At 69.1% G+C, this 12125-nt stretch carries 9 protein-coding genes, 1 tRNA gene and 2 pseudogenes; 6 read left to right on the plus strand and 6 right to left on the minus strand.

The annotated features are described in order from the left end of the window. Positions 1 to 10 precede the first annotated feature (10 nt). Genes ACFY0D_RS20340 through ACFY0D_RS20350 form a run of 3 tightly spaced genes read left to right on the plus strand, consistent with a single transcriptional unit; the run spans position 11 to position 4115 of the window. Positions 11 to 2632 carry a phosphoribosyltransferase domain-containing protein gene (locus ACFY0D_RS20340; protein ID WP_390799542.1) on the plus strand — a complete coding sequence of 874 codons (2622 nt, stop codon included), beginning with the start codon at positions 11 to 13 and terminating at the stop codon, positions 2630 to 2632. After that, positions 2629 to 3459, plus strand: coding sequence for an HAD family hydrolase (locus ACFY0D_RS20345; protein ID WP_390799543.1), 831 nt, complete (start codon positions 2629 to 2631; stop codon positions 3457 to 3459). The genes ACFY0D_RS20340 and ACFY0D_RS20345 overlap by 4 nt, the downstream gene beginning before the upstream one ends. Continuing rightward, positions 3456 to 4115: an O-methyltransferase gene (locus ACFY0D_RS20350; protein ID WP_390799544.1), complete on the plus strand. Its 660-nt coding sequence runs from the start codon at positions 3456 to 3458 to the stop codon at positions 4113 to 4115. Before ACFY0D_RS20345 ends, ACFY0D_RS20350 begins: the two co-directional genes overlap by 4 nt. A gap of 59 nt (positions 4116 to 4174) precedes the next feature. Here the strand turns inward: ACFY0D_RS20350 and ACFY0D_RS20355 are convergent, their stop codons facing one another. The 3 genes from ACFY0D_RS20355 to ACFY0D_RS20365 form a co-directional block, all read right to left on the minus strand. After that, entirely contained in the window at positions 4175 to 4387 is a 213-nt protein-coding gene (locus tag ACFY0D_RS20355; protein ID WP_094744670.1) for a zinc ribbon domain-containing protein, read from the minus strand. 69 nt (positions 4388 to 4456) lie between these two features. Further along, complete coding sequence (locus ACFY0D_RS20360) at positions 4457 to 5191, minus strand: DUF4383 domain-containing protein (RefSeq protein WP_390799545.1); 735 nt, start codon at positions 5189 to 5191, stop codon at positions 4457 to 4459. A 119-nt stretch (positions 5192 to 5310) separates the two neighbouring features. Continuing rightward, positions 5311 to 6555 carry a hypothetical protein gene (locus ACFY0D_RS20365; protein ID WP_390799546.1) on the minus strand — a complete coding sequence of 415 codons (1245 nt, stop codon included), beginning with the start codon at positions 6553 to 6555 and terminating at the stop codon, positions 5311 to 5313. Between the two features lie 105 nt (positions 6556 to 6660). Between ACFY0D_RS20365 and ACFY0D_RS20370 the strand changes: the two genes are divergently transcribed. Continuing rightward, positions 6661 to 6735: transfer RNA gene (locus ACFY0D_RS20370), tRNA-Val, on the plus strand. A gap of 63 nt (positions 6736 to 6798) precedes the next feature. On the opposite strand, the pseudogene xerC reads toward ACFY0D_RS20370, so the two are convergent. From xerC to ACFY0D_RS20385, 3 genes and pseudogenes are all read right to left on the minus strand, one after another. Next, a pseudogene (gene xerC / locus ACFY0D_RS20375) lies at positions 6799 to 7939 on the minus strand (tyrosine recombinase XerC). Beyond that, positions 7939 to 8136, minus strand: coding sequence for a helix-turn-helix domain-containing protein (locus ACFY0D_RS20380; RefSeq protein WP_390799547.1), 198 nt, complete (start codon positions 8134 to 8136; stop codon positions 7939 to 7941). The pseudogene xerC and the gene ACFY0D_RS20380 overlap by 1 nt, the downstream one beginning before the upstream one ends. 448 nt (positions 8137 to 8584) lie before the next feature. Further along, positions 8585 to 9370: pseudogene (locus ACFY0D_RS20385) on the minus strand (ATP-binding protein); the annotation flags it as partial. Here ACFY0D_RS20385 and ACFY0D_RS20390 point away from each other — a divergent pair. Together ACFY0D_RS20390 and ACFY0D_RS20395 are read left to right on the plus strand one after the other, a co-directional pair. Next, positions 9317 to 9772, plus strand: a complete 456-nt coding sequence (locus ACFY0D_RS20390; RefSeq protein ID WP_390799548.1) for a GNAT family N-acetyltransferase — start codon at positions 9317 to 9319, stop codon at positions 9770 to 9772. The pseudogene ACFY0D_RS20385 and the gene ACFY0D_RS20390 overlap by 54 nt on opposite strands. Positions 9773 to 9872: 100 nt before the next feature. Beyond that, a complete protein-coding gene (locus ACFY0D_RS20395; protein WP_390799549.1) occupies positions 9873 to 11507 on the plus strand; it encodes a hypothetical protein in 1635 nt (544 codons plus the stop codon). Positions 11508 to 12125 lie beyond the last annotated feature (618 nt).

Consider the following 12125-nt stretch of genomic DNA (forward strand, 5'->3'; position numbering starts at 1 on the left):
GACAATGACGATGACGAGGAAAGGCAAGACGATCGAAGAGGTGTGGTCGGGTACCTGGGTCGCGGACCGGCTGGGCGTGAGCCTGCAGGACTCCGGTGACGGTCCGCGGCTGACCGAGCTGCTCGGACTGGCCCTGCGGCGCAACCCCAAGCGCGCCCACCTGCTGGTCTCGCAGGTCCTCGGCAAGCACGTCCCGCAGTCCCCGACGGTCGTCCACGCCGCCGGTTTCGGCCTCGGCGAACGCGTCCGGGCCCTGCTCGGCGAGGACGGCGCCGCAGCTGCCGTGGTCCTCGGCTACGCCGAGACCGCCACCGGGCTCGGCCACTGCGTGGCCGACGGCCTCGGCCCGGCCCCCTACCTGCACTCCACCCGCCGCCCCGTGCCGGGCGTGCGGGCGGCCGGCGGTTTCGAGGAGGCGCACTCGCACGCCACCTCGCACCTGCTGCTGCCCGAGGACCCGCGGCTGCTCGCCGGCAGCGGTCCCCTGGTCCTCGTCGACGACGAGTTCTCCACCGGCAACACGGTCCTGAACACCATCCGTGACCTGCACGCCCGCCACCCCCGCTCGCACTACGTCGTCGTCGCCCTCGTCGACATGCGCTCGCCGGCCGACCGCGACCGGCTCACCGCCTTCGCCGCCGAGCTGGGCGCGCGCGTGGACCTGATCGCCCTCGCCTCGGGCACCGTCTCCCTCCCGGACGGCGTCCTCGCCAGGGGCCAGGCCCTGGTCGAGGAGTACGAGTCACGCGTCGAGCCCGCACCCCCGGCCGGGCAGAACCAGCCCCTCCGGCGTTTGAGGAGCGGGGTCCGGGGCGGAGCCCCGGCAGACGGCCCGCAGCCGGTCACGCGCGTCGACCTGAACTGGCCCGCCGGGGTCCCCGACGGCGGCCGCCACGGCTTCACCCCCACCCACCGCGCCCGCCTGGAAGCCGCCCTGCCGAAAATCGCCGACCGGCTCAGCGCAGCGCTCGGCCCCGAACCCGGCCGGATCCTCGTCCTCGGCAACGAGGAGCTGATGTACGCGCCGCTGCGCCTCGCCAAGGCCCTGGAGGACGCGGGGGCGGCCCGCGAGGTCCGCTTCTCGACCACCACCCGCTCGCCGGTGCTCGCCGTCGACGACCCCGGATACGCCATCCGCACCCGGCTGGTCTTCCCGGCCCACGACGCCCCGGCCGACGGCCCCGGCGACCGCTACGCCTACAACGTCCACAGCACGGACGGTGCCGGTTTCGACGCCGTCGTCGCCGTCGTGGACTCGGCCGGGGACACCCCCGAGCTGCACACGGGACTGCTGGCGGCCCTCGCCCCGCACACCGGCCACGTCGTCCTGGCCGTCGTCCCGTCCTACACACCCGACCGGCGGGAGCCGAAGCCGATCATGACCGAGCCGACCGAGCAGCCGACACAGCAGCTGACCGAGCCGACCGAGCAGCCGACACAGCAGCTGACCGAGCCGACCGCGCAGCCGACCGAGCAGCCGACCGCGCCGACCCTGCGCGCGCCCTTGCGGGGCCCCGCCTTCTCCTCGTACGCCGCCGAGGACGTCGGCTGGCTGCTCCAGGACTTCTCCGACGTCGAGCTGGAGGCGCCGACGGAGGAGCGCGAGGAGGCGATACAGGCGGGCGGCGCGCACTACGCCGAGTCCCTGCCCGTCGAGTACCAGCCGTCCCCCCAGTACCAGGAGCTGTACGGGAGCGCGCTCGCCGCCTCCGCCGTCCGTGTGGCCCGGGCCGTCGGCACGGTCACCGAGACCGTTCTCGCCGAGCGCTCCCCGTCCCCGGTCCTGGTCTCCCTGGCCCGCGCCGGCACCCCCGTAGGCGTACTGATGCGCCGCTGGGCCCGCGCCCGCCACGGTCTGGACCTGCCGCACTACGCCGTCTCCATCGTGCGCGGCCGCGGCATCGACGCCAACGCCCTGCGCTGGCTGGCCGCCCACCACGACCCGGCCGACGTCGTCTTCGTCGACGGCTGGACCGGCAAGGGCGCCATCACCCGCGAGCTGCGCGAGGCCCTCGCCGAGTTCGACGGCTTCAACCCGGAGATCGTCGTCCTCGCCGACCCCGGCTCCTGCGTGGACACGTACGGCACCCGGGAAGACTTCCTGATCCCCTCCGCCTGTCTCAACTCCACCGTCTCCGGTCTCATCTCACGTACGGTTCTGAGGTCCGACCTCGTCGGTCCCGACGACTTCCACGGCGCGAAGTTCTACCGCGAGCTCGCCGGAGCCGACGTCTCCGTCGCATTCGTCGACACCGTCGCCGCCCACTTCGACGAGGTGGCCGACGCCGTCGACGAGGAGGTCAAGGAGCTCCTCGCGGCCGACCGCACACCCACCTGGGAGGGCTGGGCGGCGGTCGAGCGGATCAGCGAGGAGTACGGCATCCACGACGTGAACCTCGTCAAGCCCGGCGTCGGCGAGACCACCCGCGTCCTGCTGCGCCGGGTGCCGTGGAAGATCCTGGCGCAGCGCGGCGCCGGGGCCGACCTGGACCACGTACGGCTGCTCGCCGAGCAGCGCGGCGTCCCGGTGGAAGAGGTCGACGGGCTGCCCTACACGTGCGTAGGACTCATCCACCCCCGATTCACGCGCGGCGCCACCGGCGCCGACGGAAAGGCTGTGGCCTCGAAGTGACTGTCCTCGTAGCCAGTGATCTCGACCGTACGCTCATCTACTCGGCGGCCGCCCTCGGTCTGACCATGCCCGACCCGGTGGCCCCGCGGCTGCTGTGCGTCGAGGTCCACGAGAGCAAGCCGCTGTCCTACATGACGGAGACGGCGGCGGGACTGCTGGCGGAGCTGACGGCCGACCCCTCGGTGGTCTTCGTCCCCACCACGACCCGGACCCGCAAGCAGTACCAGCGCATCCGCTTCCCCGGCCGCCCGGCCGCGTACGCCATCTGCGCCAACGGCGGGCAGCTGCTCGTCGACGGGGTCCCGGACCGGGACTGGCGCCGGCAGGTCGCGGCGCGCCTGGCCGAGGAGTGCGCCCCCCTGGAGGAGGTGCACCAGCACCTGCTGGCCACGGCCGACCCGGCGTGGCTGCGCAAGACGCGCCTGGCGGAGGACCTCTTCGCGTACCTCGTCGTCGAGCGGGCCCTGGTCCCGGACGAATGGCTGAAGTCCCTGACCCGGTGGGCCGAGGACCGCGGCTGGACGGTCTCCCTCCAGGGCCGGAAGATCTACGCGGTCCCGCGCCCGCTCACCAAGAGCGCGGCGATGCGCGAGGTCGCCCGCCGTACGGGAGCCTCCGCCACCCTCGCGGCCGGCGACTCGCTGCTGGACGCGGACCTGCTGCTGGCCGCGGACGCGGCCTGGCGGCCGGGCCACGGCGAACTGGCCGACGCGGCGTGGACGGCGCCGACGGTGACCGCGCTGGCCACGGCGGGCGTCCTGGCGGGCGAGGAAATCGTGCGCGCATTCGCCCAGGAGGCGGCCCGACTGGGCAGACTGGACGCATGACCAAGGGCAACAGCACCAAGATCACGGACGAGCTCTACCGGTACATGCTCGACCACAACCCCCCGCTGGACCAGGTCCAGCGGGGGCTGGTGGCGACGACGTACACCAAATTCCCGGACGTGGCCGGGATGCAGTCGGCGGAGGAGCAGGGGCCGCTGCTGGCTTTCCTGGTGAGGCTGACCGGCGCCCGCCACATCGTGGAGGTCGGCACCTTCACCGGCTTCTCGGCCCTGTCGATGGCCCAGGCACTGCCCGCCGACGGCCGCCTCATCGCCTGCGACGTCTCCGAGGAGTGGACGCAGTACGGCCGACAGGCCTGGGAGGAGGCGGGCGTCGCGGACCGCATCGAGCTGCGCATCGCACCGGCCCTGGAGACCCTGCGCGCGATGCCGGCCGAACCGCACATCGACATGGCCTACGTGGACGCGGACAAGCAGAGCCAGATCTCCTACTGGGAGGAGCTCGTGCCGCGACTGCGTCCCGGCGGCCTGATCGTCACCGACAACACGCTGTTCCACGGCACGGTCCTCGACGAGTCGGCCACGGGCGCGGCGGCCGGCGTCCGCGCCTTCAACGACCACGTGTCGGCGGACCCGCGCATGGAATCCGTCCTGCTCGCGATCTCGGACGGCCTGACCCTCTCGCGCAAGCGCTGAGACTCCGCCCGGGATCCGGGGATCCGGGGATCCGGGGATCCGAGATCCGAGATCCGGGATCAGCCGCAGCCGCCGCCACCGCAGCAGCCGCCCCCGCCGCCCATCGCGGGCGCGGGAGCACTGCTCGTCCCGCCCACGGCGACGGCGGACAACAGCTTCACGGTGTCGGAGTGCCCCGCCGGGCAGTCGGCGGGCGCGGAGGACTCGGCCATGGGCCGACTGACCTCAAAGGTGTCGTCGCAGGTCCGGCAGCGGTAATCGTATCGAGGCATGCGCACAGGCTAAGCGCGCCCGGCGCCCCGGCGCTACGTACGGCGCGGCTGCGGCCACGTACGGCGCGGCTACGGGCAGCGGCCGTGCATGACAGGGGTCGCGGGGGCCCGCCCCTGAACGCGCCGCGCCCGGTCCTCCCGGGCTGCCTGCTCGGGGTGGCGGGCCCGCCAGTACGGATTGTCGTGCGGCAGGGCGCTGCCCACCCGCCCGTACATCCCGAACCACATCAGCATCACGCCGACCACGAAACTGAACAGCACGTTCTGGATCTTGAAGGCCAGGAAGTTCAGCTCCGTGTCCAGCAGCGCGAGATTCACGAACCCGCTCGCGATGAAGAGGACGCCCAGCACGATGTTCAGGGTCGAGGCGAAGGTGCCGCCCACCACCATCCCGTAGATCAGCAGCGCGCCGATGCAGACGGACAGGACACTCAGCGCCCCGTTGGTGTTCAGGGCGAGCACCGTGTCCCCGCCGGTGTCGAAGAACCCGATCTGATTGACCAGCCCCAGGATCCCGAACACCACCAGCAGCAGACCCATGAGCCCCGCCCCGACCCGGTACACCTGGCTGAGCTTGTGGTCGGTGGGCAGATGATCGTCGAGCTGCGCGTTGACGGGGTGCAGCACGCGTGCCATGCGCCGCGAGACCGTGTCGGCGAGGCGCGGTGGGGCGGGCGCGTCGGGATCGGGCTCATGGGCGACGTAGGGCGCGTAGTGCTCGTGCGGTTCCGTGCACCCGTACGCCGCATGAGCCACATAAGGCTCATGCGTCACAGGAGGCTTCTTGACGCTGTGGGCAGCCATGGTGCCCTCCTCTGGTCCGTTCCCGGCACCTCCCAGCATCCGCCGTAGGCCGCCCGGAAACAACCGGGTCCGGGACCGGGCACCCTAGGCGTGCCCGCGCTCGGCCCGCCCGGCACCGCCTAGGCGTGCCCGCGCTCGGCCCGGATCCCGTTCACCACCTGGTTCACGGAGGCCCGGACGTCCGCCATCTCCAGCAGGAACGCCCAGTAGTCCGGATGCCGCCCCTCCAGCGCCGAAAGCGCCCGGGCCACCCGCGCCACCGCATCGTCCAGCGGCCGCGCGTGCTGCGGATCCGGCACACTGCGCCCCGCCATCGCCAGCCGCTGCGCATCCCGGATCGCGAAACGGGTCCGGTCCACCTCCGCCTGCGGATCCCGCGCCACCGCCTCCAGCCGCGTCAGCCGGTCCTGCGCCGCCGACACCGCCTCGTCCGTCGCGTCCAGCGAGCCGCGGACCGCCTCGATCAGCGCCCCCACATCGGCCCAGCGCTGCTCGTCCCGGGCCCGGCCGGCGTCCCGCAACTGCTCCTCGGCCTGCGCCACGTCCTGTACCGCCTGGTCCGGCACGTGCTGCAGGTCCTGCCAGCAGGCCGCACTGAACCGCCGCCGCAGCTCACTGAGCACCGGATCCACCCGGTCCGCCCGGTTGCGCAACGCCTGCGCCCGCGTCCGCAGACTCACCAGCCGCCGGTCGATCTCCGCTGCCCGCTCGGGCAGCCGCGCCACCTCGGCCCGTACCGCCTCCGCGTCACGCAGGATCCGGTCGGCACGCTGCACCGTCTCCTGCACACCATGCTGGGCGGCGCCCTGGTTCAGCTTGGTCAGCTCCGGGCCGAGCGCCGCCAGCCGCGCCGCGAGGTCATCGGCCCGTATCCCCTTGGCCCGTACGGCGTCCAGCGCGTCACTCGCCCCGATCAGCGCGGCCCTGGCCCGCTCCCGGGCCGGCGCCACCCGCGCGAGCTGCGTCTCGGCCTTGTCCAGCAGCGGCTGCAGCCCCTGCGCGAACCGCTCCAGCTCCCCCTGGACCCGCACCAGCTCGTCCCGGGCCCGGGTCAGCTGCTCCCGCGCGCGCGTGGCGACCGAGGCCTCCAACTCCGCCCGGTCCAGGTCGTGCGCGTCGACCGCCTCGATGTAGACATGACTGACCTCGTCGATCCGCCGCCCCAGCGCGGCGAACCCCTCGGTCGCCTGCCGCGCGGCGGGCGACCCGTCCGCCGCGGCGATCGTCTCGATCGAGATCCGCAGATCCCGCTGCGCCGTGTCCAGCTCGTAGAACGCGGCCGCGGCGGCATCCTTCGCCGCCTGCGCATCCGCCCGCCGACTCTCGTCCCGCCCGCCGAACCACCGCCGGGATGCCGTCGTCACAATGCCTCTCCCGTACCGCGTCCGCCATGCCCCGGTCCATTCTCTCCCACGGGAACGGGTTTGCGTGGGGGGTGTGCCCGCCATGTAGGCTGTCCACTCATCCACGGGTGCGTAGCTCAGGGGTAGAGCGCTGCTCTTACAAAGCAGATGTCGGCGGTTCGAAACCGTCCGCGCCCACCAGCACGAAGGCCCCCAACCGATCTTGGTTGGGGGCCTTTGACGGTTCCAAGTGACGGCAGTGGCCTACTCGGTCGGCCGCCGACGGCGCAGCATCCGGTCCATGTGCCCCATGGCCTCGCGCCTGCCGCCGTCAGCCACGTGGGTGTAGATGTTCATGGTGACGGCGATCTGTGAGTGCCCCAGAATCTCCATCACCACCCGAGGTGCCACCCCGGCCGCGAACAGCAGGGTGGCGCACCCGTGTCGCGCGTCGTGCAGCCGGATCCGCGGCAGGCCGGCGTCCTGGCCGATCCGCTCGAACGACCGGCTGATGTTGCGCGGCTCGATCGGCCGGCCGGTGCGGGTGGTGAACACGTAGTCGCTCTCCTCCCACTCCTTGGTGCGGCATGCAACGCGGCCTGCCGCATCCGCTGCCACCGCAGGGGCGCGACGCACATCCGGGGGAGGGGGATGACCCTGCTCCGCCGGTTCTTGGTGGAGTCCGCGTACAGCTCCTTCTGTACCCGCTGGATCTGGTTCCGCACGGTCAGGGTGCGGCGGTCGAGGTCGATGTCCGACCAGCGCAGTCCGAGGATCTCGCCCCGGCGCAGCCCCAGGGCGACCGCCAGAACGAAGGCCGCGTACAGCGGGTCGCGCCGACTGGCTCCAGGAACGTGAGCGTCTCGTCGAGGTCCCACGGCTTCAACTCGCGCTGGACTACGCGCGGCGCCGGCACGAGCATCACCACGTTGCGGCTGATCAGCTCCTCCCGGTTCACGGCGGTGAGCGCACTGCGCAGCACGCGGTGCGACTCCTTTGCCGTCGCGGCGGAAGCCTGCGCGGTCACGGCAGCCACCATCCGCCGCACGTCCCGCACCCCGAGGGTCTCCAGACGCTTCGACCCCAGATGCGGGATGAGGTACAGACGGACATGGGTCTCGTACTTCGCGTACGTCGTCTTCTTGCGGTCGTGCTTGACGAACGTCTCCAGCCAGAACGGCAGCCACTCGGAAAGCTTGGCCGAGCGGGTGGGCGTTGGGACGCCCTGCCCGTCGCGGAGGACCAGCTCCTGACGCTTGGTGTCGCACTCTTCCCACGTCTTGCCGTAGACGGTCTTCCGACGGCGAGTGCCGTCGGGCTGCGGGACGTAGACGCGCGCCTCGTATCGACCGTCGCTGCGCTGCCAGATGCTGCCGGCGCCATTCGGGTTCCTCTTGCGTGCCATCAGGCTGCTTCCTCCAACTTGGCTTCCAGATAGGCGCGAACGCTGTCTGCGGGGATCCGGCGCGAGCGGCCCTCGGTGAAGCTCGGGAGGGCGCGGGAGCGGATCAGGTTGTAGACGGTGAAGCGGCTGAGCCGCAGGGCGGCCATGAACTCGGGGACAGTCAGGGCCTGGTGGGTAGTGGGCAGGGGGGAACTCACAGCGGCCTCCGGGGCGGTGGTCAGTGCGTGTGTGTCCGAGGCTGGGATTTCTGCGTCATCGCGTCATCTGCGTCATTCATGGCCCTGAGCTGCGGGTTTGGGTGACACAGAGGGTTGGAATCTGTGTCACCGGTGACACAGCCGTCCGTCACGGGGTGACGCAGGTGACGCAGGATGACGCAGGATTTAGGCCTCTGCGTCACCCCTGTTGGTGCAGGTCAGGCCAGGTTTTCGGGGCCGTGGTGACGCAGGTGACGCAGCGTCTTCCTACTTAGGGAAAAGGGAGGGGCTTGTGTCTGTTGTTGGGTGCGCCTTCGGGCGAGATGCGGAGCCGTAAGCGGCACGCCCGTTTGGCGGCGGCGCGGCCGCCGAAGAACAAGAAGAGCACCCGGGCGCCTGGGCGGGGGTGCTCCTCTTGCTTGTGCGGCCGGGACCGTCGGCGCGGGGTCTAGAAGAGGTCGTTCTGCTCGTCCTGCGAGGGTTGGGGTCGGGCCATCGCGATGTAGCGGGCGGCGTTGGTGCGGCCCCAGTCGACGAGGACGCCGCGGGCGGCGAGGACGGGCTGGAGGCGCTTGAGGCGGTCGGAGAGGACTTTGCCGGTGGTGGGCCACCCCTTGGGCTGGGGCCGGAAGTCCTCGCCGGTGTAGAGCTGGGTCAGGGCGTGCAGCCACTCTGCCGACGTCATCCGGACCTCGCCGCCGGGCTCGGTTTCGGCGGCGTGCTTGAGGACGGTCTGGGCGAGTAGGTCACCTTCGATGACGTCGTCGTTGAGGTCGTCCAGGCGGGCCCGGTACGCGTCCAGCGCACCGAAGCTGCGGGCGGCGTCGAGCTGCGCGCACAGGTGGGCGAAGTCGGCCATGCGCAGGTCGGTCGGGATGTCGGCCTGGGCGGCGCGGACGCTGACGGCCAGGTCGAGCACGGACCCGAGGATCACGGGCAGGTCCCGCGCGAACTCCGTCCACAGCTCCGCCTCGGTCCGCCGCACGCGGGGGCGTTCCAGGCGGAGAGGGAGGAGGCGTTCGGCGAGGTCGGGGCGGATCACGCCCACGTCGATACCGGTCAGGAGCAGCGGGCGACGGTAGCGGGAGCGGACGACGTCGCCGTCGGTGAACAGGGCCCGCTTGACGTTCTCGGCGCCGGTGACGATGCAGCACATGAGGTCGGACAGGTCCGGGCCGAGGTGGGAGAGGTTGTCCAGGCTGGTGACCCACCCGGCGGCGACAGCGGTGATCAGGTAACGGCGACAGCGGCGACAATCACGGTCACGTCTGAGGTGGAAGATGGGCTCTGGTTGAGTAGCGAACTTGCCGAGCCATCGATGTTCGTCAACAAGCTGACGGTCGCCAGGTCGTATGCCGGACTTAACCTCGGTGGCCGTCTGTTGGATTGGGCAGGGGACCGGGCGTATCGTGCCGGTGCCGCCTGGCTGCGCCTAGACGCGTGGACGACGAACGAGCAGCTCCAGCGGTACTACCTTCGGCATGGGTTCGAGCACGTCCGCACCGTAACGGACGGCGGGGCGGTAAATGGCGGACCTCGCGTTTCCGGCTGGCTGGCCCAGCGCCCTGCCCGCGAAGACTGGGGCCATCACCTGCTGGATCTGACGCCAACCCCGCCATCAATCGAAGTTGTGTGACATCGATGGCGATTTGTACTGACTGCCGGAATGGCGGGGGTGATGAACAGGCGGTGGATCGTCCCGATTTCGAAGACGATGCTCGCAAGATGGGGGATGCATGGCTCACAACAGAAGCCGCATAGATGAAGCCTACCAGCAGGTTCCGAGTATCGGGGAAGGTCGACGCTGGTACGACTATCCATACAAGATTTTCAGCGGAATTCTTCGATCGGGCGTGGGTGGGAGGCTCCCATATCGAGTGCGCCAGCTCTTTACATACGCACTGAACTACCTCCACCCATTCAATGATCACGAGAGGAATTTCATCTGGAGTCGCGAAGATCGCATGCATAACGTTCTGGTGCCGACCACAGAAGAGGTGGAGGTTCCAGGGGTTTGGGCGATCGAGCTCTTTCCGCCAAGTGAATTCGACGAGCTGGTTAAGGCCCTGGATCGAAATTCATGGGATGCGCATCGCGTCCGCTACGGGTTCGGCGACCGAAATCGAGATTACCTAGAAAGGTCGCGCAGTGGACGTGGGAGTGGGTGGTGGAGACTTGGCCACCTTGCATCCGGTCCAGGTTTCCACCATCCTGACGCCAAAATCGTCCCTCTTCCCGCCGCTTTTAGATCGGTCGAGCTGACCGGAGTTCACATCGGGGAAGGGCTGACGGCTGTCGTCGCGTTCTTTGCGACATCCAGCGAAGGGGCCAGTTCCCTAAATGTGGAATGGCATAAATCCCATGATCCGCAGCTCGTTTGGCGCCGGGGGCGCCCATTTGCCGAAGATAGGCAATGGTCCGCCTTTCGGGCAGTTCAGCACTCCCGGAACGGGCTACATAATCAAGCACGCACTTGGATGCGGGACGTACTACCTGGCGCCTTCGCTAGAAGGAAGGTAGCCAACCCTCTGGTGGATTTGATTCTATTCTCCGAGCATGACCCAACGCTGGGAGAGAGGGATAATATCGAATTCAGCGGGGCCCTGCGGGCCTTGGGTCTAAAGTGTGGATTCCCATACGACTTTAAGTCTGACGCCCTTCCCGGTCTGCTTCTTGATCTGGTGGATGAAGGGTTGTGCCCCGTTCTGAAGCCTGAAACATGGGCGCTCTGGGGCCAGAAGGGCAAGGTTGCCTCAATGCTGGGCGACTTGAGAACTTACGGCGGCGACGAATCCCCGGCGATTGCACACCGCATCAATGATAGCGTGCGAGAAACTCTTCGCCTCCTATCCATTTCGGCATTCTTGAAGGAAATGCGGGGCGAATTTGCCGACTTGCGCGATGCGGCTCGAATTCAACATGGAAAAATCACCCGGAAACGCCTCAGGAGAATGCGTGACATTTTTCTGAGCTTGAGTATCGATGTGAGTAGCACTGTCCGTGATGTTAGGGAGTTTCACTCCCGAGTCGGTAGAGTTTCCGAGCTGCCGATCTTCGTAGTCGAAGAGCCTGCTTGGTTGAGGAGGACTCGCGAGTCGGGTGCTGCGGCTGAGGATCCAGAGAACTACAACGGCATTATCATGGAGCGTCAGAGAGAATGGGCGGAGAATCTCTCTAAGGAAGATAGAGAGTATCGGGAGATCCTCTCTACCGTCGCATCTTTGGGTGCCTCCATTGACACCTTCAAAGTGGGAAGGATTGCCCTCTGGGTTTCCTTCATGTCCCTAGTGGTATCTCTGGTGGCTCTGCTGCTTGCCGAAGTGAAGTCCGGAACAGTACTGAGCCACCTCTGGCGTTTCATCGAAACGTAGGTCCTACTACTGGGGACGCTTGAGCCTGCTGTGCGTCGAAGGTTCTCAGTGGCAAGGACCACGCCGACCTGGCATCAGAGGGTGCTAGGCCGGCGCTGGTTGTGACGGGGCGGCTAAGCGCTCTCCAGAAGGCGACGGGTCCGACGGCAGTCGCTGACGGCAACGTCGGCTCACGTCGACGGGTCCGTACCGCACCTGGCCGTGCTCTCTTCGCATGGCTGGTGGGCCAATCCCGAGGCCATCTCATGTACTGGGGGAGCTTACAAAGCAGATGCCGGCGGTTCGAAACCGTTCGCGCCCACCAGTGGGAGGACCCCTCGCCGATCATGGCGGGGGGTCTTTTTGCGTCCATGTCCGACCCCACTGGGACTATGCGCAGGGCGTCGTGCAGCCGGACCGCGCGAGGCCGTGGGTGTCGTCGAAGTGGGTCTGTCCCCGCGCCAGATGGAGTGAAGAGCCGTACGCGCTCGGCGGGTTCGTGGTGGCCGAGTCCCGGTGAGGCGGTGATCGGCCCCTTCGGGCCGGACTTTCCGGCGCGGGCTTGCGGCCGACTCTGTTCTCGGAATGCCGGGACGTGCCTGCGGCGGGACAATCGGGATCCGCGAGGCCTAGCCCGGA

It is taken from the genome of Streptomyces sp. NPDC001502, from assembly GCF_042894785.1.
Taxonomy (GTDB): Bacteria; Actinomycetota; Actinomycetes; order Streptomycetales; family Streptomycetaceae; genus Streptomyces; species Streptomyces kutzneri.